This is a genomic window from Saccharicrinis aurantiacus (assembly GCF_001660705.2).
Classification (GTDB): domain Bacteria; phylum Bacteroidota; class Bacteroidia; order Bacteroidales; family Marinilabiliaceae; genus Saccharicrinis; species Saccharicrinis aurantiacus.
Genome location: NZ_LYBV02000034.1, coordinates 82,375 through 104,956, shown reverse-complemented (window position 1 = coordinate 104,956; position 22,582 = coordinate 82,375). Strand labels below are relative to the sequence as shown.

General features: G+C 35.2%; 14 protein-coding genes and 1 tRNA gene. 10 read left to right on the top strand and 5 right to left on the bottom strand.

What is annotated here, in order from left to right:
- The first annotated feature begins 50 nt into the window (after nucleotides 1–50).
- From A8B35_RS17140 to A8B35_RS17120, 5 genes are all read left to right on the top strand, one after another.
- Nucleotides 51–3,890 (top strand): carboxypeptidase regulatory-like domain-containing protein, encoded by a 3,840-nt coding sequence (locus tag A8B35_RS17140; protein ID WP_075603562.1) that lies wholly within the window; start codon nucleotides 51–53, stop codon nucleotides 3,888–3,890.
- Between the two features lie 208 nt (nucleotides 3,891–4,098).
- Nucleotides 4,099–4,530, top strand: coding sequence for a DUF4625 domain-containing protein (locus A8B35_RS17135; protein WP_068474449.1), 432 nt, complete (start codon nucleotides 4,099–4,101; stop codon nucleotides 4,528–4,530).
- A gap of 37 nt (nucleotides 4,531–4,567) precedes the next feature.
- The gene (locus tag A8B35_RS17130) at nucleotides 4,568–7,483 is read left to right on the top strand and encodes a SusC/RagA family TonB-linked outer membrane protein (RefSeq protein ID WP_068474445.1); all 2,916 of its coding nucleotides are present in this window, start codon (nucleotides 4,568–4,570) and stop codon (nucleotides 7,481–7,483) included.
- 49 nt (nucleotides 7,484–7,532) lie between these two features.
- Nucleotides 7,533–8,993, top strand: coding sequence for a RagB/SusD family nutrient uptake outer membrane protein (locus tag A8B35_RS17125; RefSeq protein WP_171973230.1), 1,461 nt, complete (start codon nucleotides 7,533–7,535; stop codon nucleotides 8,991–8,993).
- Between the two features lie 17 nt (nucleotides 8,994–9,010).
- Complete coding sequence (locus A8B35_RS17120) at nucleotides 9,011–9,829, top strand: DUF4843 domain-containing protein (protein ID WP_068474439.1); 819 nt, start codon at nucleotides 9,011–9,013, stop codon at nucleotides 9,827–9,829.
- Between the two features lie 216 nt (nucleotides 9,830–10,045).
- Here the strand turns inward: A8B35_RS17120 and A8B35_RS17115 are convergent, their stop codons facing one another.
- A complete protein-coding gene (locus A8B35_RS17115; RefSeq protein WP_068474436.1) occupies nucleotides 10,046–12,451 on the bottom strand; it encodes a transglycosylase domain-containing protein in 2,406 nt (801 codons plus the stop codon).
- 223 nt (nucleotides 12,452–12,674) lie between these two features.
- On the opposite strand from A8B35_RS17115, the gene A8B35_RS17110 reads away from it, so the two are divergent.
- The gene (locus A8B35_RS17110) at nucleotides 12,675–13,493 is read left to right on the top strand and encodes a prohibitin family protein (RefSeq protein ID WP_083634502.1); all 819 of its coding nucleotides are present in this window, start codon (nucleotides 12,675–12,677) and stop codon (nucleotides 13,491–13,493) included.
- Between the two features lie 82 nt (nucleotides 13,494–13,575).
- On the opposite strand, the gene A8B35_RS17105 is transcribed toward A8B35_RS17110, so the two are convergent.
- Nucleotides 13,576–14,592 carry a DUF4097 family beta strand repeat-containing protein gene (locus A8B35_RS17105; protein ID WP_171973229.1) on the bottom strand — a complete coding sequence of 339 codons (1,017 nt, stop codon included), beginning with the start codon at nucleotides 14,590–14,592 and terminating at the stop codon, nucleotides 13,576–13,578.
- 199 nt (nucleotides 14,593–14,791) lie between these two features.
- On the opposite strand from A8B35_RS17105, the gene A8B35_RS17100 reads away from it, so the two are divergent.
- From A8B35_RS17100 to A8B35_RS17085, 4 genes are all read left to right on the top strand, one after another.
- The gene (locus A8B35_RS17100; protein ID WP_171973228.1) at nucleotides 14,792–15,784 is read left to right on the top strand and encodes a glycosyltransferase; all 993 of its coding nucleotides are present in this window, start codon (nucleotides 14,792–14,794) and stop codon (nucleotides 15,782–15,784) included.
- 81 nt (nucleotides 15,785–15,865) lie between these two features.
- Nucleotides 15,866–16,984 (top strand): C1 family peptidase, encoded by a 1,119-nt coding sequence (locus tag A8B35_RS17095; RefSeq protein ID WP_083634500.1) that lies wholly within the window; start codon nucleotides 15,866–15,868, stop codon nucleotides 16,982–16,984.
- Nucleotides 16,985–17,680 (top strand): HD domain-containing protein, encoded by a 696-nt coding sequence (locus A8B35_RS17090; RefSeq protein WP_068474426.1) that lies wholly within the window; start codon nucleotides 16,985–16,987, stop codon nucleotides 17,678–17,680. It begins immediately after the preceding gene.
- A 68-nt stretch (nucleotides 17,681–17,748) separates the two neighbouring features.
- Nucleotides 17,749–17,820 (top strand) — tRNA-Arg (locus A8B35_RS17085).
- A 172-nt stretch (nucleotides 17,821–17,992) separates the two neighbouring features.
- On the opposite strand, the gene A8B35_RS17080 is transcribed toward A8B35_RS17085, so the two are convergent.
- The 3 genes from A8B35_RS17080 to A8B35_RS17070 form a co-directional block, all read right to left on the bottom strand.
- Nucleotides 17,993–19,384 carry a TolC family protein gene (locus A8B35_RS17080; protein WP_068474424.1) on the bottom strand — a complete coding sequence of 464 codons (1,392 nt, stop codon included), beginning with the start codon at nucleotides 19,382–19,384 and terminating at the stop codon, nucleotides 17,993–17,995.
- Nucleotides 19,385–19,471: 87 nt separating this feature from the next.
- The gene (locus A8B35_RS17075; RefSeq protein WP_068474422.1) at nucleotides 19,472–20,824 is read right to left on the bottom strand and encodes an HlyD family secretion protein; all 1,353 of its coding nucleotides are present in this window, start codon (nucleotides 20,822–20,824) and stop codon (nucleotides 19,472–19,474) included.
- Nucleotides 20,818–22,548: a peptidase domain-containing ABC transporter gene (locus A8B35_RS17070; protein WP_068474420.1), complete on the bottom strand. Its 1,731-nt coding sequence runs from the start codon at nucleotides 22,546–22,548 to the stop codon at nucleotides 20,818–20,820. The genes A8B35_RS17075 and A8B35_RS17070 overlap by 7 nt, the downstream gene beginning before the upstream one ends.
- Nucleotides 22,549–22,582: the final 34 nt, after the last annotated feature.

Genomic DNA, 22,582 nt, shown 5'->3' with positions numbered 1-22,582 from the left:
AGTATTGCGATAATATCATGAACCCTCTTATTTACCATAAATCATTTAGCATGAAAAAAGTATTATTCTTATTATCTATGTTTATTGCAGTTGGCTCTGCAATGTTTGCTCAATGGGATCCTGTTACACCTGAAACTAATGTGTATTTAACCCAAACTTTTAGTGATAAGTTAGAGGATTTTGTGCCTTATAACAATGGGGTAATGTACTACTCTAATGGTCAGTTTACTGATGCTGTTGGTACTATTACAGAAGGAGAAAAAGTTTCAGTAATTGAAACACTTCAGGCCAACACTATTTCGAAGTTATCAGCATGGCCAAATGATAGTAAAGCCTATTATTATGGCGATGCAGATAATTCATACGGCACAGAATTACGCGTATTTGATGGTTCATCAGCCTCAATGCTTCGTAATGCTGGTCATGGTATTTACCCTGCTTGTACAAATGTGGAGCGAATGGAATACTCAAATGGCAAGGTAGTATACTATTATATGACCTTAGGAAATTATGCTGAAATTAGTGGAGGCTATGAAGCCATTGTAAATGAAACGGATGGTACTCATATGGGAACTAGTTCAATTAGTATACAGAATGGCCAAATTATCCGTCATAATGGCGTTTCTCAAGGTGGTGTATTTAGCGGTTTCGCTGATGGAGATATTTTTAATTTTGTTTCTGCAGTACCTGGATCATTGGGTAATTACTCTGCTTTATTAGAAGTGGAGGATGGAAATACTGGAAGCTCTGCAAAGTACCTTTTTAACAATGGTAGTGAATCTGCCGTTATGGATGAAGTTTTTGCATACGAGGATTATTATCTAATAACAGAAACACAGGATCTATTTTCATTAACCACAGTAGATCGTTCTAATTTTAATAATATTGCCAGCGTGGCGAATTACAAATTCTTTACGAAAACATTTGTAAGAGCTAACGATAAGGTATTTGGTATAGGTGGTCCTGAAACGTCTGTTGACCCACGTAATTTTAGAAAGCTAATTGTAGTTGAAAACAAAGTAGCAACTAGCCTTTCATTGAATAATGAAAATGTAACTGATAATGTTCATAATTTAACCTTATCAGGCAATAAGCTTTATTTTAGCGCAACAAATGCAAATGGCGAAAATGGCTTATACGCAATTGATGTAACAGTAACAAATCCAGAAGTAGTATTAGTTGATGAATTTTTTAGCTCTGAAATTACTGCTATTACAGCTGTTGATGGTGGAGTCGCCTATGCTTATTTTAATCCGTTAACAAATAGCAGTACCATTACAATAACTAATGGTTATTCAGATGCAGATTATAGCCTATATAGAGGTCAAGATGACGGTATGTTCATTTTTGGCTACATTGATGACCTAGCTTATAATGGAGGATATTTATACATCTCAGAGAACAATGAAAATGGCGGAACTAATGTGTGGCATCATAATCTATCTGATGACAATTTTGCGAGTTCTAATTCAGAAGTAACAGTTAGTGATGCATTGTCAGGAGAAATCATAGAGGGTGCTACATTATCAATTTCTAATGGCTTTGATACTTATACAGCTATTTCTGATGCTAGTGGTGTTTGCACATTCTCAACAGTAGCACCGGGTGTTTATTCTTATAGTGTTAGTGCACCTAATTACCTTACGAATGCTGTAAATGTTAGTTCATATACCAATTATCCAATTTGGTTGAACTCAGGAGATAATAATAATTCTGTAAGAATGTATGGCGAAGGTAACCAAGCTGATTTTAATTTTATTATTGAGGATGGTAATAATTGGAATCAAATTACAGGTGGTGCAAAGCTAGGTAATGCCACAGTAACTTTAACAAGCGGCCCATATAATTATTCAGCTGTTTCTGATGATGAAACATCTTTTGATCATGGCTTTGCTCATTTTACTAATGTAAATTATGGTCTTTACGAATATGAGGTGGTATGTGACGGATACACCACTTATACAGGTTTCTTTAATGTTAATGAAAACACACTAGAAGGTGAAACAGTCTCTTTAACACCTTCAGCAACGCTTTCATTTCTAGCTGAACTTTCTTGGAGTTCTCCTGAATATCCTTATGGTGGAGGTGTTCATGTTTTATTAGAGAGCGTTACAGATCCCAACATCGTATTTTATGTAGCAACAAATGGCTCTACGGATGAAGAGCCTGAGCCTAAGGCTTATATCTATGATGTACCGCATGGAGAGTATAAAATAAGTTATACGGAATTTGGCCACATTCAAATAAATGATGAAATAACTATTGATGATGATCAAGATATTATTTTCTCAATGGATGAAGCAAAAGGCGACTTTATTTTTAATATTACCGGTAACGAAGCACCCCTCACAAATGCAACTATATATTTGTACGAGGGTGATTCTGAATACAACTATACTACCCAAACAACGGATGCTAATGGTAGTGCAACCTTCACAGATGTATATTTTGGTGAATATAGGTACGAAGTAATTTTTGAAGGTTTCACAACTGGTGTTGGTGAGTTAGTATGGGACGAACATTATGAAAATTGGCCTAATAGCAGTTTAAATGTAAATTTAGACCCTCCAGGTTCTATTATTGCATTTATCACAGCTTCAGATTTAAGTGATTCATTTAACAATTTGGGAGGAGCTACTGTAACTTTAACTAATACTGAGGATGCTTCTATTAGTTTTTCTGGTGTTACTGGTAGCACTATGCTTGATTTAGGTTACGTAGAATTTTCTGAAGTTCCATATGGTACATACGATTATGTAGTAAGTGCTGATGGTTATTTTACTGTAGCTGGCCAATATGTATTGGATGGTAATAGTACAACAGGTATTGAAGAAACTTTAAATCCAGAAGTTAAAAGCTTCAATGCTTTTGTTATTGAACAAGGTTCTTTAATAGGAGGCGGTATTAATGGTGCTAGCGTTACACTTACTTCAACTACCGATGCGAGTATTGTATTTTCTGGTGAAACAAGTGAGGTTTTATTCGAGGACGGAATATGTGAGTTTTTTGATATTCCTTATGACGTTTATAATTACGAGATTGTTGCAGATGGCTATGTAAGTGCATCAGGACAGCATACAGTTGATGATACCGAAGGCGGAATAGAGGTTTATTTACAACCAGCGTTTGGCGATATTTTAGTTTCTGTATTAGATAACGATTTGCTTGAATTAGAAGGTGCATTAATCAAACTTACAGATATTAATGATTCAGAAATCACATTTACAGGAACGACTGATAGCGAAGGTAATTATAGCTTTACTAATATTCCGTTTGCAAGCTACGCTTATGAAATAGCAAAAGATAGTTACGTAACTATTACAGATACCTATGTATTAGATGAGAATACAACTGGAGGTATTGATGTAAGATTAGCAATGGCATTATTTGACCTTACTATTACTGTTGTAAATCGTAGCGAAGAGTTTGTTGAAGGTGCAACTGTTACAATCAGATCCACTACTGATGGTGAACTTGATTTTACTATTGAAAGTGATGAAACAGGGACCGCTGTAATTACTGAACTTCCGTATGGTACATATACTTATGAAGTACTAGCTGAAAATTACCAGCCTATGGAAGGTGAGTATTCTATTGATGTTGATTCTGAAACTGAGTTAACCATTACTTTAGATCGTAGAGTTGGAGTTGATGAGGTTGAAGCAAATGTTAGAATATATCCTAATCCAGTTAGCGACATCTTATACATTGTATCTGATAGTCCAATCGAAGCAATAGGTATCTATGCTTTAAATGGGCAGAAAATTAAAGATGTAAACACTGGTAACTTAAATCAAGTTCGAGTATCAGATTTATCTGCGGGTATCTATTTGGTTAAGGTTTATGATATCAATGGTAATATCATATTACGCAAGGTAAATAAATTATAATAGTGTATTAGTTGGATTTCATTAGGCCCTTTGGTTATTCAACCGGGGGTCTAATAACCATTCACTACATACACTTCTCCTAATAAATTCATCTATACGAAAGCTGCATTCTGTTAGTAGATATGCAACTCCTAACAGCAGTTTTCAAATATGTAGAGTAAAAAATAGCATTAGACTGTAAGCATGCTTACGATATAAATAATACGTTATGAATTATAAATTATCAACATTATTAACAGCCCTATTCTCAATTCTTGTATTGGTTTCATGCGGGAAAGATGATGAGAAAAAAGATGAACAGGCTCCAAGTGCCATAATCACTTCTCCTGAGAATAACGCGCTTTATTTACGCGGAAACACACTATACTTAAATGCTACATTTACTGATAATGAAGCGCTAAACGAGTGTACCGTTTATTTAACTCAGAATTTAAAATCAGCCATGGGATGGGATGAATTATGGACTCCCGATGAGGTTACATTTCCTCTTTCAGGAACTACCGATGAAATAGTTGACCAATTTTTATTTGAAGCAACTATTCCTTCAGATATCATGTCAACGGATTACATGGTTAAAGTAGTAGTGTCTGATAAGGCATTAAACTTTACCACCATCGAAATTCCAATTTCCATCAAGTAAGAATATTCATTTAGAAACTTAAACATATATATTCCCAATGAGGTATTTATTAAATTTTTTGTTCGTGTTATTGTTGGTGAACGCAACCGCATTGGCACAGAACAATGTGGTTGTCGGTAATATCATCGATGGTATTGATGGAGAACCAATGATTGGTGTTAGTGTAGTGGTGAAAGGGACAACTGTAGGTACCGTTACGGATATAAATGGGGCGTATAGCCTGCAGGCACCTGCCAAAAACCAAACACTTGTATATTCATTTATTGGTTATCAAAATCATGAGGTGGTTTACACCGGTCAAGAAAGCATTAACGTTAGACTTTCTTCTGATATGGAGAACATCGATGAGGTGATTGTTACAGGTTATGGTATTAAAAAGAAAGGCTCATATACTGGTTCTGTAGAGGTAGTATCAGCCGAAAAATTAGAGCAAGTGCCTGTTGCAAGTTTCGATCAAGCTTTACAAGGACAAGCACCCGGATTAGTTGCTGTGGCATCATCGGGTGCTCCTGGAGCTGCTGCTACAGTGCGTATACGTGGTATTAGTTCAATTAACGCAGGTAGCGATCCGTTATACATAATGGATGGTGTACCTATTTCTGCAGGACAGTTTAGTGCATTAAATCAAAACGACATTGAAAATGTATCTATTCTTAAAGATGCAACTGCAACTGCTTTATATGGTAGTAGAGCAAGTAATGGTGTAATTGTTATTACTACAAAGCGTGGTAATACTGATGGTAAAACTGAGATTCAATATCGTGGACAATATGGATACAACCAAATTGCACGCGATAACTTTAATATGATGAACACCGATCAGAAGATCGCGTACGAAGAGGCTGTGGGTATCAAATTCTACACGCCCGAAGAAAAATTAATGATGCGTCAAACCAACACCAATTGGCTTGATGAAGTTTTAAGAAATGCAATGACACAATCGCACGAGTTATCTGCTCGTGGAGGAAATGAAAAAACACGTTTTTACCTTTCTGGTAGCTATTATTATCAAGATGGTATTTTGCATAGTTCAGATTTTGAAAGAATGAACTTTCGTGCTAACCTCGATAATAAAGTATCTGAGAAAGTAAATTTAGGATTAAACTTAACCTTAGGTTTCCAGTCAAATACAAATACTGTTACTGGTTCTGGGTACGATAATAACGTATTCAACCCAATCTTTGCATCGCGACTATTGAATCCGTATTACGCGCCTTATGATTCTGAAGGTAATTACAATAGTAATGGCTTCCCTTTTCCAAACCCATTGGAACAGCTCGAACTGAATGATAACGATAATAATACCCTTAAAATAGTTGGTAGTATATTCTTTGATGCTGAGTTAGCAAAAAACTTAGTATTTAAAACCAACGTTGGTATCGACTTTTACGATTACACGGGTAACGATTACTTGAATCCTGAATCAGAATGGGGAGCAGGTTATGATGGTAGAGTATCTCGTGCATTTCAACGTAATGTTAGAATCACTCCTACCAATACTTTACGTTACCACATGGATATCAACGAAGACCATAACTTAGGATTTCTAGGTGGTCAGGAAATTGTGAGTAACAGTTTTGAGCAATTTAATGTTGCCGGGCGTGGTGTACCAAACGAAAGATTAAAAGTATTAGATGTAACTTCAAATATTGCAAGCTGGGGTGGTAATGCCAACGATTATACAGTGGCTTCTTTCTTTGCCAATATGGATTATAATTACAAGTATAAATATCTACTTGATTTAAGTATTCGTCGTGATGGTTCTTCTCGTTTTGGAAAAGACAACCGATGGGGTACTTTCTGGAGTGCTGGTGCTGGTTGGAATATCCAAGAAGAAGACTGGATGAAAGATATTTCATGGTTAGATCAATTAAAACTTCGTGCCAGTATTGGTGAAACAGGTAACTACAACATTGGTAACTACGAGCACCTTTCTTTATTTGGTTACGGATCTTACGCCAACCAAAGTGCTGCTTATTTTGAGCAATATGGTAACGACGATTTAACCTGGGAGCGTAAACTAAAGGCCAATGTAGCCATTGAGTTTGCTGCCTTCAGAAGATTAACGTTTAAAACTGAATTATACCACGAAACCACAAAGGATATGTTATTCTTTATCCCACGTTCATTAACTACAGGTACATCTGGTAGAATGGAGAATGCTGGTGAAATGGTAAATAAAGGTATTGAGTTAGATATGAATGTAAAAATCATCGACTCAAGAGACTTTAAATTCGATTTTAGCGCAAATATGGCCTATAACCGCAATGAGGTAACTAAGCTATATGCTGATGTTTCTGATATTGACCAAGGCTTTACTTCTATCGAAGTAGGACAACCATTAGGTACTTTTAACCTAACTCAATGGGCTGGTGTTAACTCAGCAAATGGTAAGGGTATGTGGTATACTGCCGATGGTCAGGTTACCAATATGTACTCAGATAGCGATAGACAATTACAAGAAGGAAAATCTTACTTGCCACCTTTAACAGGAGGATTTACAACAAACCTACAGTATAAAAATTGGTCACTATCGGCCTTCTTTACATGGATGGCAGACAAGTGGATGATAAACTCTACTCGTTATTTTACCGAGAGTCAAGGTATTTTTATGTCGTACAATCAAAGTACTGAGATGCTTGATTACTGGCAAGAACCCGGTGACAATGCTAAGCATCCTCATCCAAAATATCAAGATAATCAGTATGACACTCGTTTACTTGAAAATGCTTCTTTCTTACGATTAAAGAACCTTACTGTAGCATATAATTTCAACGACAATTTACTAAAGAAAACAAAGTTTTTCCGCAGCGCTCGCATCTATGGTCAGGGACAGAATCTATTTACATTAACAGGCTACACTGGTATGGACCCAGAATTCTACGGAACAGCTGAGTTGAACATGTATCCTAATGTGAGAACCTTTACTATTGGTTTAGATTTAGGGTTTTAACATTGTTGAATAAGCAATGCAAATAGTTTTATTATTTAAACAACAAGAGATGTTACAAAAAATATTTAAATATACATTCATCGCAGGTCTAGTATTAAGTCTTTGTTCATGCGAAGACTTCTTTAAGCAGAAGCCACACGATAAAACTGAGGTAGAAGATATCCTCAAGAGTGAAAGAGATGCCGTTAACTTAGTTAACGGTATGTACATGAGTTTTAAGTCAGGAAACTCATACGGAACATATCTTACTTCAATGCTCGATGCTACTACTGATGTAGCCTTTGCTGCAGTAGGTTTTTCAAATACTTGGGGCGATGCATATGCGTGGCGTTTAAATCCAGGGTCAGCAGAACCAGCCGGAATTTGGGGTAATGTATATGGTACAGTTTTTAATTGCAATACATTAATAAATGGCATACATGCCATTGAAATGGATGAGGATAAATCAAACGGTCTTTTGGCTCAAGCTCACCTTGGTCGTGCATTGGTATATCACAACTTAGTGCGAGTTTTTGCAAAAGCTTATAATGCAGAAACAGCTCAATCTGATTTGGGTATTCCATACATTACTGAGTATCCTGAGTTAGAATTATTAGAACCAGAAAGAAATACAGTAGAAGAAGTTTATCAGTTGATGATAGAAGATATTAAAGCTTCTCTACAATATTTTGAAGATGCGACTTTCTTCGATACAAATAATTACGGTTTCAACGAAGCCTTTGCAAATGGATTAGCTGCACGTATTTATTTGGATATGCAGAATTACGAAATGGCTATAGAATATGCTGAGAAAGTAATGTCTGCAGGTTTTAGCTTGGCAACTACAGATGAGTTTAGAGATATTTGGTTGAACGATAGAGGTAATGAAATCATCTGGAAAGTTCAATATTCAGTAACGGATTTTGGAGCTGCTCCAGGGTATAATTTCTTTAATAGAAATAATGTTTGGTCTGATCCTAACCCTGATTATATACCTGCTAATTGGTGGGTTGATTTATATGAAACAGGCTATGATGTCAGAGGTAGTTCTTACATTACCAATTCAAAAACGCTTTATGGGTGGACGGGCGACCTAATTTATAAATACCCTACAAACCCTGATTACGTTATGGCTGCAACCCAAGGTACTAATATGCCAAAAGTGATGCGTTTGGCCGAAATGTATCTAATATTAGCCGAGGCAGAAGCTAAATTAGATGATAAAGATGCCGCAATTGGATACCTTGAAACCTTATTAAAAGCACGTACTGGCGACAATGAATATGAGATTGATCCTAATGTAGAAATTCATTCGTTCATTGCTCAGGAGCGCAAAAAAGAATTAATGTTTGAAGGTTTCTATTGGTTTGATTTAAAACGCAGAGGCGAAGGTTTTGAAAGAGTACCTCAGGCCCACACATTGGTAGCTAACGACCTAAAGATTGAGGCAGACGATTACCGTTGGCAATGGCCTATTCCAAGAGCTGAATTAAACGGAAATCCGAATATTGAGCAGAATCCAGGTTACTAATATTTAATAAAGAACAGATGCTAAATAATATATACAAAATAGTTGCAGTTTTCTGCCTTACGCTACTTGCATCATCGTGTTATAAAAACGAGGTGAAAGTATATAGTGGTCCATCGCAGGTTCACTTTGTAAATAGCCATGATAACGTAATTATTACCGAAGAAAAGATGATAGTTCCTATTGAAGTGGGAATTACAAAAACAGTAGATTACGATCAAACATTTAAGGTTGTTGTTGATACTGAAAATTCTACTGCCATTCAAGGTGTTCATTTTGAGTTGGCTTCAAATGATGTTGTGGTTCCTGCCGGAACGGCAATTGCCCCAATAGAGTTAATTGCTTTAAATGAAAATGCAGTTGAAGAAGGAGCTACATTGCGCTTAACATTAGATGCTGAGAATAAAGAAAATGTTGCCATTTTTGATGATAAATTCGAAATTAACTTATTTAAATTTTGTGAATTTGACAGAAGAGCTTTCGTTGGAAAATTCAATGTAATTGAAGAATCCAGAGATGGTACTTTTGTTTATGAGATTGAGATTGTAGCTGGTGAAAGTACCTATTCAGTAATAGCAAAAGGCCTTTGGGATGTAGGTGAATCAGATATAGAAATCCTGTTCGATCGCAAAAGTTTAGATTGCAGCATCCCTGATCAGTTCTTTTTTGATCAGCCAAGCGCAGGTTATGATAATGTTTGGTTAAAAAGTTTAGATCCGGGCTTGTATAATTCATGTTTAGGCACAATTATTGAATTAGAGTACCTTGTCTACCCAAAAGAAGATCCATTAAATGGATTTGATCAAGGAACATTTACTCTAGAAAAGATAGCAAACTAGCATTTAAGATATGCAAACCTAACTAAAAGGGGAAGCACTTATTTTTTAATAAGTCTTCCTCTTTTTTTATGCAAATGTGCTTATTAAACTTGAAGCTATCCATACAAAGAGGAGTCGTCCGTGCAGGGGATACAAATATTTTTAGTATAGTAATTGTTTAAAGTATTTAAGCTTTTACAAATAAAAAGGTTGCCATTAGTATATTACATGTAATGTCTAATCCTTCTTACGGAATAGGCCTTTCATTTTATTTAATAACCCATTTCTTTTCTCATCAATATCTTCATTCGATTCAGTAGGAGTATCTTTCTGTTTGCGCTCGTCGCGCTGCTTTTGTTTGCGCGCTTCCTTTTTATCATTCGATCTAAACAAATCAAATAGTTGCTTATCAGGATCTGTTTCAGAAAAATCGGCACAATCTACTAGCTTTCTTTGACTGGCTGACAGAGCCTTAAAGTTATTTCGTGTGTATTTATCGTATTTAGAATTTGCTTCTACCTTTTTCATAAACAAACCATAAATTGGCAAAGCCATATGCGCTCCTTGCCCAAGTGCTGTTGTTCTGAAATGTACTTTCGGGCTTTCAGCTCCTACCCAGGCACCAGCTAATAAGTTAGGCGTATATCCAATAAACCAACCGTCTGCGTTGTTTTGGGTCGTTCCTGTTTTACCAGCTATTTTGCTTTTCAAGCCATACTGAGAATGCAATGCTCGTCCTGTTCCATTTTCAACAACACCCTGCAGCATGTGATTCATAAGTTCAGCTGTTTCGGGGCTTAATATGTTTTCGTTTTTTGCAGGAGCTCTATATTCGTAAAGTACATTCCCCTTACCATCTTCAATTTTTAACAAAGCCACAGCTTCACTTTTTTGTCCTTCATTTGCGAAGCAGGAGTAGACTGTTAACATCTCCTGTAAAGTTATTTCTCCTGTTCCTAAACTTATGGAAGGTACTGCAGGTAAATTTGATTTAACCCCCATTTGTTGTGCTAAATCAATTACTTTATCAACTCCTGTTTCTACCATAATTTCGGCAGTAATGGTATTTACTGAATTGCTTAAACCACCTTTCATTGAGTAATATCCTTCGTGCTCGCCATCTGAGTTAGCCGGAGACCAATCTTTATACTGAGAATAAACCCGTTGCTCGTTAGAAATGTAATCGCAAGGTAGCATTCCATTTTGTAAGGCCGTTGCGTAAACAATTGGCTTAAAGGTTGAGCCAACTTGTCTGCGAGCAGTTACATGATCGTACTGAAAATACTCATGATTAACGCCACCAACCCACGAAAGCACATGCCCGTTTTGAGGATCCATCACCATGAAACCTGTATTTAATATTTTCAGATAATGTCGGATTGAATCCATCGGTGAAAGATTAACTTCCTTTGGCTCAGGATAAGCAAAAATGGTCATCCTTTCTAGCTTCGACATAATGGATCTGATCTCTTCCTCAGATTTCCCTTTTGCTTTTAAGGCTTTATAGCGAGATGTTCTTTTTAATTCTCGATTAAAAACATTGGGATCATTTTTCCATGGATCTCTGTTCTTCCAATGTTGCTTAAACTCTAGTTGTAAACTATGCATGTGTTGCAAAACTGCTTCCTCAGCATATTTTTGCAAAGTAGGGTCAATTGTGGTATAAATTTTTAAGCCATCTGTATAAATGTTGTAATGGTCGCCGTATTGATCTTTAAGTATTTTCTGAGCTTTACGTTTAATCACATCTCTAAAATAAGGCGCAACACCCGTATTGTGATCCATTTTTCGATAGTGTAAACCCAAACCACTCGCTTTGTACTTTTCAGCTTCAGCTGATGAGATGAAATTCTGCGATTCCATTCTACTAAGTACAATATTTCTTCTATTCTTTGATTTCTCAGGATGTAACCTTGGATTGTATGCTGTATTAGCCGCTAACATACCTACTAAAACAGCTGCTTCGTTAGGTTTTAAATTGGCTGATCTTTTGTTGAAAAACCGTTGCGATGCTGCCTCAATACCGTAAACATCTTCACCAAACGGAACCGTGTTTAGATACATTATCAATATTTGATCTTTAGAATAGACCTTCTCTAAACGTGCGGCAGTAAATATCTCTCGAGACTTATTCACTAACATTGAGAATGCACCGTAGGATTGTCGAGGAAAAAGGTTCTTTGCCAACTGCTGACTGATAGTACTACCTCCTCCTTGTCGGGTGTCGCCCATTAAAACAGTGCGAAATAACACTCTTCCCAGACTAACTATATCAAAACCTTTGTGTTCAAAAAAACGAGAATCCTCGGTAGCTATCAAAGCATTACTAGCGTGTTTTGAAATGTGCTTATTTTCAACGCTCATGCGATTTTGATAATAGTATTTCCCCATAAGGGAACCATCAATAGCATATATTTCAGATGCAATATTATTATCAATTCCCACAAGATCTTTCTCAGATGGGATTGGTCCGAATATTCCGAGGTAAACGAAAAGTAAAAATAAAAATAAGAACCCAACTAAGAATGCGAAAGCCTTTGTGCTAAAAAGCAGCGCCTTTTTCCATAAAGGTGTTTTCTTATCAGTCTTTTTAAGCTTTGCATTTTTCTTTTTTGCTGGGCTTGCTTTTCTTTTTTGGGCCATTCTAAATATTTTTCTGAACCACAAAAATACAATTGTAAAACAAAAAAATGTGGTGAATACAATAAAAATATATTTCAGCTTAGTACTATAAAATTAGAATATAGTTATGTAGATAAACATTGACATTCATACAGTCTTCTGCACCCTTATGGATACTTAAAGGTTTATCCTATTTATTTTATAAAAATTAGTAGCTTTACGCTTATACTAAAAAATAAAAGACATGAAGAATAAAGTATCACCAATCATATTAACTATTGTTTTTGCAGCTATTGTTATACTGCTTGTATTTGGAAGCAGAATGTTTCATATTATTGAACCTGGTGCAAGAGCAGTGATATTTAAACCTTATACAATAGGCTTAGATGTTGAAAACATAAAACAACCTGGTTTAGCAGTTATTGCTCCTTGGAATAAGCTAATTACTTACAAAGTGAAGGAACAAACAAAGGAAGAAACAATGGACGTACTGGATAAAAATAGCATGTCGATAAATATGGATATTTCAGTTCGTTTTAATCCATTATATAACGAAATCGGTCAACTTCACGAGAAGTTTGGAGTAGATTATATTAGTGTATTGGTAATTCCTGAAGTTAGATCGGCTGTGAGAAGTATTACTGGTAGGTATACCGCAGAAGAACTTTTTGCAAGTAAACGTAAAGAAGTGGAAGAGCTTATTGAAAGTGAAACTACAAGAGCGCTTAAAGAAAACCATATTGAAATGCGTGCTTTATTGATTCGTTCTATACAGTTGCCCGAGCAAATTAAGCAAGCCATTGAAAATAAGCTTAAGCAAGAACAAGAAGCTCAAGCCTATCAGTTTAGATTAGATAAAGAGCGTAGCGAGGCTGAACGTAAACAAATTGAAGCAGAAGGTATTGCTACTTATAACAAGATTATTGACAATAGTTTAACTCCAAATATCATTAAACAAATGGGTATTGAAGCTACATTAAAACTTTCAGAGTCACCAAACTCAAAGGTTGTGGTTGTAGGTTCAGGTAAAGATGGTCTACCATTAATATTAGGTAATAACTAATTTATAGATATTGAATAAATTAAAAATGCAGAGATCCGAATAGATCTCTGCATTTTTCGTATAAAAAAAACTCCAATTTTTCTTAGTAGTACGATTGTGCACCTGTTGTGGTTACACCAGTTATTAAAATATCCCCTTTTCCAATCTTCAGCGACTTCTTTTTTGACTTGGCCAATGCTCTAAGCATTGAGTTATCTGATGTTAATTCGTAACGAATGTTGGTTTTGGTATTGGTGTGTATTTTTACACTACCCTCAGTTGTTTTTATAGTAGACGAATCTGCAAACTTAATTCTCGTGCCTACGATATTTCCTTTTGAGGATTCTAGATTATATACTCCATTACATTGAAATAGTTTTTGTTGACCAACAAATGTTCTGCAATTAATCTCGCCATTACAAAGAGATATTTTAACATTACCACCTCTTGATTTTGTTTTTAATTTACCTGTAATAGTATCAAATTCCTGTGCTCCTTCGCCTCCGAAAATTTGAATATCACCTTCTACAGACTTTACAGCAATATCTCCTTTATCTGCACTAATGTTTATTTTTCCCTTGTATTGATTGATGTTCAAACTTCCGGTTTTTGTTTTTCCTTTTACCGAACCGGCACAATCTGATAATACGATATTCCCGGTGCTCGAGTCTGTGTTTATTTCACCTTTTACATTCGAAAAGTTGGCATGCCCCGATTTTGAATTGAAATTTAAGTTTACATTTTCAATATTGGCAACGTCTACTTTTCCTGACACACTATTCACATCAATTGCCACGTTGCTTGGTACATTAAGTTGTATTTCACCCCAGTGTGATGTCCATTGTGCTGGTTTCTTAACACTAATTGTTACACTTCCATCATCGTTCGTAACCAATAACTCGTAACCAACAGCTTTTTCGTTTACCTTTAATGAGCCACTAATATCTAACTTATCGTTTGTGCTGGCTGAAATCTTTACTGCACAAAAATCAGCTTCAATTAGTAATTTGCTCACATTAGTAAAACTGGTGTCTAATTTAGTGGTTTTAGTTTGTGCACTTGTATTCAAACCTAAGTATAGAAATGATAAGGTTAAAAGCAATTTTGAAAGAATCTTCATTTTAATAATAGTTATAGAACCAAACTTAAGCTTTACCATTTCAATATGATAGTGCAGCAAAGTCGATGGCCTTGGTGATATAAATAAATATTGGTGATACCAGCTGTTCATTTTCGCCCAATGAAATGTTGGTATAATACAAAAGCAATTACGAGGATTCCCCATAGATGTTACGATCTAAAGTTTAAAAAGTATGCTGATGTATTTTTTTACAAACGATTTTGATTACTTTTACAAGCATTCAATAAAATTCAGGGGTGGTTTGAAAGATTTAAGAGTTCTATTTGTATATAATAGTAAAGGCATTGATGCTCGCACTTTGCTAGTGACTACACAAGGACGCTCCTTAATGAATAAGGGTGTTCATATCGATTACTACGATATTTGTAGTAAAAACGTATTTGGCTATATCAAACATGTTAAACACTTAAAGAATTATATTAAACGAGGACAGTACGATATAGTACATTCTAAATTTGGTTTCTCAGCCTTTACCAGTACTCTGGCAGGCGCCAAACCTCATGTAGTTTCTTTAATGGGCTCTGACTATAAGTTAGAAAGGGCTTCGCTATATATTTCTAAGTTATTTGCTCGATTCTTTTGGGATGTAACCATTGCCAAATCGCCATTGATGTATAATGCCTTAAAAGGCAAAAACACAGTTATGATCCCTAATGGGATTGACTTCTCGCGATTTAAGCATATAGATAGAGAAATTGCTCGTAAAAGAGTTGGTTTTTCATCATCAGCTCATGTACTTTGGGTATCTGACCCTGAACGTAAAGAAAAAAACTTTGATTTAGCGCGCGAAGGTTTTGCAAACCTTAATACAAATGATGTAGAGTTAACTGTTGTAAATAATGTAGAACTCGATAAAGTTCCATTTTATTATTATGCCGCTGATGTTTTACTAGTAACTTCAAAGTGGGAAGGATCGCCAAATGTTGTGAAAGAAGCAATGGCTTGTTCGCTTCCTATAGTATCTACTGATGTTGGCGATGTAACCAATATTACTGAAGGAACCACGGGGTGTTATATAGTTGAAAGTGACCCTGAGTCAATTGCCATGGCTATTGATACAGCATTAAGTTTCGGAAAAAGAACCAACGGACGAGATAAAGTTAGAAACCTAGACGTTGATAATATCTCTGACCAAATGATCGAAATCTATCTAAAACTAGTTGATAAATAATCAGCACATTCAATAAACCATATATTAGAAATAGTCATTATAAAGACTTTACTAGTTACTTACCAAATAAAATTATTATCCATGAATATTAAAATTATAGCCACAGGCATTTTATTAATCACAAGTTTATATACACAAGCTCAATCAGATTATAATTTCACTCCTGTTTCTAATTTAGAAGCTACTTCTGTAAAAAGCCAAGGACGAACAGGTACTTGTTGGGCATTCAGTACTGTATCATTCATGGAAAGTGAAATCATCAGAATGGGCGGTCCTATTCTTGATCTTTCCGAAATGTATATTGTAAAACATGCCTACCAGAATAAAGCAAAACAATATGTTTATATGCACGGGGTTGGTAACTTTAGCCAGGGAGGTCAGGCGCACGATGTAATAAAAGTAGTTGCCGAAGAAGGCTTTGTTCCTGAGAACTATTACTTAGGTAGAGATTCTAAAAAAACGCCACATAATCATTCTGAATTAGAGCCCATACTTAAAAGTATGCTCGATACTTATATTGGTCAAAAGAATGCTCAGCCGAAGAAAATGTGGTTTGATAATATAGAGGCTGTATTAGAATCGCAGTTGGGTAATACACCAAAATCGGTATCGTTTAATAATAGAAAATACTCACCGCAAAAATTTGCTGATGCACTTGGCTTTAAAGCAGAAAACTATGTGGAGTTAAGCTCGTATACACATCATCCGTATTATAAACCTTTTGTATTAGAGGTGCCTGATAATTGGTCGAATGATTTGTACTATAACGTTACGCTCGACGAGTTGGTAAATACAATGAAAGAGGCCTTAAATAGTGGTTACACGCTAGTTTGGGATGGAGATGTATCTGAAGCGTTTTTTTCTCATAAAAAAGGATTGGCCATAATACCAGCAGTTGATACTTTGGGGTTTCAACCACAAGAAGAGATTACTGTTACTCCCAAAATGCGCCAACAAAACTTCTTCAATTGGAAAGCTAGTGACGATCACTTGATGCATATTACTGGAATGGTAAAAGATGAAGAGGGTAAAATCTATTTTAAAACCAAAAATAGTTGGGGTGCAAAGTCTAACGAATTTGGAGGTTACCTTTACATGTCTGAAGCTTATATTCGAATGAATACAGTAGCGATAATGCTCCATAAAGCAGCGATAAATAAAGAACTTTCTAAAAAACTATTTAGCAAAAACCATAAATAGATGAATTCATTTCTTTCTGCAGAATCGCAGCAGAATCGGCAATTATTACTGATAGAGCAATATGTTGCAAATCAGTTTAACAATGTGGAGGCAGGCCATGACCTTTCACACATTGAGCGCGTTTACAAAAATGCTATTGCCATTAACAAGAAAGAGAAAGCAAATTCTTTTCTTGTGGAAGCGGCGGTTTTACTTCATGATATTACCGATGAAAAACTTTTTAAAAAGGAAGAAGCAGAAGTAAAGTTAGATTTATTTTTTCAAGAGATTCAGTTGAATAAAACGGTTGCCAATAAAATTATAGATATCATTGAAAATGTTTCCTTTGGTAATTCAATTGATGAAAATATTATACTAAGCAAAGAACAGAAGGTGGTTAGAGATGCTGATAGACTTGACGCCATTGGAGCGGTTGGCATTGCACGTGCCTTTCAGTATGGAGGCCATAAAAATAGAGCTTTGATTGATATTGAAAATCCGCCGCAAAAATATCTTAGCAAAGAAGATTATAGAAACAATAATGGCTCTACAATCAATCATTTTTACGAAAAGCTATTACTGCTAAAAGATAAAATGGAAACCGAAACAGGTAAGGAGTTGGCACAGCAACGCCATGACTTTATGCTTAGTTACTTAAAGCAGTTTTACAGCGAAATTAATTTTGAAGGTTTCTCCTCTTTGGAGGAGATCAAATAAGGCATACAAAACATAAAATTTTTTAATCGGAAAGTTTTTCTATTTTTGTGCGCCTATACTAACTAATTGGCTTCTTAGTTCAATGGATAGAATACTGGATTCCGGTTCCAGCGATATGAGTTCGAATCTCATAGAGGTCACAAAGGTAGTCAGGTTTGACTACCTTTTTTAGTTTTTTCCTATTCCCAAAGAATCTTTTATTCAGATTAGATCTTATAAAAGAGAAATATTCCCTCTATTTAGAAAACTCCCTATTATACTCAGAGTATGAGTACTTATTTTGTAGGTGTTAAATATAAAAATAGAGTAATGTTATTGATTATCAGAGTAAATAGATAAGCCAGCTGCGTAGCCAACCCCAACTTGAGATACATTGTATTTTGCCAAAAGGGATACTAATTTAAGTTGAGCTTCAATTAAGCTAGTTTCTCGTGCGTTTACAATGAACAATGAACTTTCTCCTGATTCAAACCTGCGTTTCTCTGCAGAAAACATTCTGCCATAGTTCTCAACAACATCCTGATAAAGCTTTACTTGTTCGTTGAGTGTTATTTGGGTATTATAATGCTTGCGTAATTCATTTTCTAAGGCAAGTAGCTTCTGATTTAAATCTAATTGAGCATCCTGAACCTTGAGCTTTTGCATATTGTAATCTCCACGCTCTGATCTTAAAAATAGGGGCATACTAAAGTTAAATCCCCATTTATAATTATTAATGGAGTAATTCTGAAATAAATTTCCTCCGTGAGGTTGGTTTATAAAGTTATAATTGACCTTAAAATCAGGCATAAAATCCTGTTTCTTAAGTTTCAAAGCAACCTCCATTGACTCAATCTTGTAATCCATTATCTGCATATCAGGATGCCTAAATGCTAAATCCTTAATTAGAATACTCAATGAGTCCGTGCTAATAGCGGGTGCGGGAGTCACTTCTTTATACAAAGGTGGATGCAACTGATCACTAATAGTTAAGGGCATACCATTTTCATACCATAGATAATTTGAAAGTTCTAAGGTTACATTATTGTATTTGAGTCGAGCTTGTGTTTTACTCAATTCACGGTTTTGAACCAAAATGTAGGCTTCAAGCGTATCAATAGCCGATTTATCACCATACTGATAGCTTCCTTTTATACCTAATAAACGAACATTAGCTAATTCAACTGCCTCTGTAAATATTTTGTATTCGTTATACGCTTCAACCCAATCCCAGTATTTTTTAATAGCCCCAAAATATAAAGAAAGCATCATTTTTTCTTGTTCAGCCTTAGTTGACTCGGCATATAATTTGGCTTGTTGTAACGATGCTCTTCGTTTATCAATAATTAAACCTTTACCAATAGGAACAGAAATTCCAGCATACCATAATCCATCATCAGGTACTTTGTTTTGGGGATTCAAATTGTAGCCTTGGTTCTGATCATAACCAGCTTTTAGCTCAACGCCATACCATGTAGGCACTTTTAAGCCTGTTCCTAGTATGCTATAATATTGATTGTCTCCATAATATTTCTGATCTAGTCCTGCATACAAATAAGGGTCAAAATTTCCTCTAGCGCTTCTTACTTCACTTTCCCCTTTCTCTAAAAGTAAATTACTTTGTATCGAAACCGGATGGTATTTTTCGATATACCAAAGTAGTTGATCAGGAGTGAAAACCGTAGAATCAATTTGAGCTTTTACCAACATTGTTGATAAAAGCATAAATAGTATTGTTATATAATTACGAATCATCGTATAAATCAATTTTCGTTGTTAACGCTGTTTGTAGAAAAATAATAACTAATAAAATTATTTCTTTTCTTTTGCAGCGCTGCTCTGTTTAGCATAGTAATCAGGTGGGAAACCGTTTAACTGACGCCATATCTCGTACCAAACAGGTACGTCTTTTAATAATGCAATACCATTTGCTCCTGCGCCAACTCTCAATTGCTTTGGCCAGTCAATAGCATTTTTATCTCGAGCTACTAAGATACGATATTTACCTCCATTACTAATAAAATTGTCTATGGCAACTACTTCTCCACCAAATGTTCCAAATGAAACACCTGGCCAGCCACTAAATACAACAGAAGGCCACCCATCAAACATAAAGCGTACTTTATTTCCAACGTGTAGTAGTGGCACATCAATAGGGTCTACATACATTTCAACAGCCAGGTCAAAGTCAGCAGGCATAACACTTACTAAATCATCTCCTTGTTTTACTGTTTCTCCAATTCCTGATCGAATGGTTTTTGTAATGTACCCATCCTGCGGAGCAGTAACGTAATACAATCCCGTACGAACGGAATAGTTCATGTACTGGTTTTGCATTTTTGTAACAACCGCTTCGGCATCGTACATAGCTGATAAAGCTGAAAATTTATCTGATTCAGATTTGCTTAATTTTTCACGATATTGATTTGCTACAGATGACAATTCAACCTGATAGTTAATTAATTCATTTCGGCTACTCAGGAGTTTATTTTCAGCTCCTACCTTTTTTGATTCTGTTTCTTGCAGTTTTAGCTTACGTGTTTCTAACTCAGTAAGAGAATTTAAACCATCGGCATGAAGCTGTTCGGTACGTTTAAATTGACGTTCAGCAATTTCGTAATTCGTTTTCGCAGCTTCAAAAGCAATACTATCTGATATAATTTTTAGTTGAGCTTGTTTAATGTAGTTATGCGTTTGCTCAATCTTAAGTTTTTGAGTAGATAAAAGTGCACTAATTTGTTCATCAAGCGCATTTATCTTTTCCATATACGATTGAACTGCTAGTTTTTTAGCTTCAATTTGTTGCTCAGTTCTGCCTAATAAATCAGGATCCATATATTCCGCTTTAGTTTCGGATAAAAATAATATGGTGTCTCCTTTGCTTACATAATCTCCTTCCTGAATAAACCAGCTTTCGATTCTACCTCCAATTATAGAATGTATAATTTGCGGACGTTGATCAGGTTTAAGTGTAGTTACATACCCTTTTGCTCTAACATTTTGAGTCCAAGGTAGAAACATCGATAAAAATAGGATACCAAAAAAGGCTATAAGTAATCGCGTAAATATTTTGCGGGCAGTGTAGTCTTTAACCATGCCAAATGCCTTATAGTTCTTTAAATTAACTTTATCGGCAGTGCTTTTATTTTCTGATATATTTAACATCGGTTGTTAGTTTGAAATACATTATTATACCATCCTAAATGTTTTAGTTTGCTATGATGGTTATCGGCAATAAGTTCTCCTTGGTTTAATACCAATACTCGATCAAAACAATCTGCAACAACAGGATCGTTTGATGTTGCGATGCATGTTGCATCTTGTGACATGATATAGTTAAGAAATTTCTCTTTATCGGTTTTTCCTAATTGATTGAATAAATCACCAAGTAATATCAACTGAGATTTTGCAACTATGCTTCGCGCTAGGATAATTTTAAGGCGAACACTTTTAGGAAGGTTTTTACCTTCTGCAATTAGTAAAGTCTCGTATGAATTTTTTTGCGTTTCAATAAACGAAGCAATTCCAAGTACTTTCGCCACTTTAACAACTTCTAGTTTACCAACACCTGGTTTGCCTAAGGTAATATTATCCATAATGCTGCCCGCAAAAATTTCTTCTTTTGAGAGGCATGATCCTATTTGGCAACGAAGTTCACCTTTTTTCCAGTTCTTTAAACTAACACCGTTAAAAAGAATTCTACCAGAATAATTATCATATAAACCGCCAAGGTGTTTTATTAGTATTGATTTTCCAGATCCATGGTAGCCTGCAATACAAATGTTTTCTCCAGCTTTGATATCTACATTTATATTTTTTATAACTTCTGTACCTTCAACTTCTGAGAAAGAATAGCTAAGGTCTGAAACTTTAATATCAAATGCTTTAGTTTTTGAAATATCAATGTTCTCACCTTCTTCACAATCAAGAGGCATGTCGGCAATACTTCCCATTTTTTCAACGGAAGTTAAAACATCATATATGGTCTCAATAATCTGCATTATTTTTTCGATGGAGGTAATAATCATTAAAATGATAATTTCGGCAGCAACAAATTGTCCGATATTCATCTTTTGTCCAATTACCAATAATCCACCAATAATTAATAAGCCGGCTGTCATAACAACCTTAAAACTCACCAAACTTATAAATTGAATTACTAAGGTTTTAAAATGACTTTTTCTGTACTTCAAATATCCTGAGACTGCTTCATCCGTTTTTCCTAGAGGTAAGGATGAGTCAGGAGCCATTTTAAATGTATCTTGAGTACGTGCTAACTCTTCTAGCCAATGGGCTACTTTATATTTGTAGGTAGACTCTTTTAAACTTGTGATAAGTCCTTTTTTTGCAGTGTATCTAAATATTATAAAAACTACAATTAAGAAAGTAATACTGTATAGAATAAAATATGAGTGATAAATAGAGAGTAAGATTAAGCCAAATACCACTTGAAGTATTGCCGAAGAAAAATCGAGTAATATTTTTGAGAGTCCTTTTTGTACAGTAAGCGTATCAAAAAAACGATTTGTTAACTCAGGTGCATATTCATCATCAAATGCTTTTAGCTTAATACGAGGAATGCGATAGGCAAAATCAAAGGCTGATCTAGCGAATAATTTTTGTTGGATGTTCTCAGAAATGGTCATCTGCATAATCTGCATTCCTCCATTTAAGGCCACTCCAAGTACGACTATGGTAACTAAAACAATCCAAGAAGTACTTACTTGTCCACCTGATATTAAATTTATAATTGCCTGAACTCCAAGTGGGAGTGATAGTGATACAAGCCCGTTAAATATGGCATAAACGTATATGCTAAAGATCTCTTGCTTTTCAACCTTAAGCAGATTTAAAAAGCGCTTTAAGGGTAACTTTACATTATATTCCATTATATATTTACAGTAGTTTGTGTTTATGTTTAAT

Excerpts from the sequence above, each read along its gene's own strand:
- A8B35_RS17140 (WP_075603562.1), top strand. The coding sequence starts at position 51 with ATGAAAAAAGTATTATTCTTATTATCTATGTTTATTGCAGTTGGCTCT.
- A8B35_RS17135 (WP_068474449.1), top strand. The coding sequence starts at position 4,099 with ATGAATTATAAATTATCAACATTATTAACAGCCCTATTCTCAATTCTT.
- A8B35_RS17130 (WP_068474445.1), top strand. The coding sequence starts at position 4,568 with ATGAGGTATTTATTAAATTTTTTGTTCGTGTTATTGTTGGTGAACGCA.
- A8B35_RS17125 (WP_171973230.1), top strand. The coding sequence starts at position 7,533 with ATGTTACAAAAAATATTTAAATATACATTCATCGCAGGTCTAGTATTA.
- A8B35_RS17120 (WP_068474439.1), top strand. The coding sequence starts at position 9,011 with ATGCTAAATAATATATACAAAATAGTTGCAGTTTTCTGCCTTACGCTA.
- A8B35_RS17115 (WP_068474436.1), bottom strand. The coding sequence starts at position 12,451 with ATGGCCCAAAAAAGAAAAGCAAGCCCAGCAAAAAAGAAAAATGCAAAG.
- A8B35_RS17110 (WP_083634502.1), top strand. The coding sequence starts at position 12,675 with ATGAAGAATAAAGTATCACCAATCATATTAACTATTGTTTTTGCAGCT.
- A8B35_RS17105 (WP_171973229.1), bottom strand. The coding sequence starts at position 14,592 with ATGAAGATTCTTTCAAAATTGCTTTTAACCTTATCATTTCTATACTTA.
- A8B35_RS17100 (WP_171973228.1), top strand. The coding sequence starts at position 14,792 with ATGTATTTTTTTACAAACGATTTTGATTACTTTTACAAGCATTCAATA.
- A8B35_RS17095 (WP_083634500.1), top strand. The coding sequence starts at position 15,866 with ATGAATATTAAAATTATAGCCACAGGCATTTTATTAATCACAAGTTTA.
- A8B35_RS17090 (WP_068474426.1), top strand. The coding sequence starts at position 16,985 with ATGAATTCATTTCTTTCTGCAGAATCGCAGCAGAATCGGCAATTATTA.
- A8B35_RS17080 (WP_068474424.1), bottom strand. The coding sequence starts at position 19,384 with ATGCTTTTATCAACAATGTTGGTAAAAGCTCAAATTGATTCTACGGTT.
- A8B35_RS17075 (WP_068474422.1), bottom strand. The coding sequence starts at position 20,824 with ATGTTAAATATATCAGAAAATAAAAGCACTGCCGATAAAGTTAATTTA.
- A8B35_RS17070 (WP_068474420.1), bottom strand. The coding sequence starts at position 22,548 with ATGGAATATAATGTAAAGTTACCCTTAAAGCGCTTTTTAAATCTGCTT.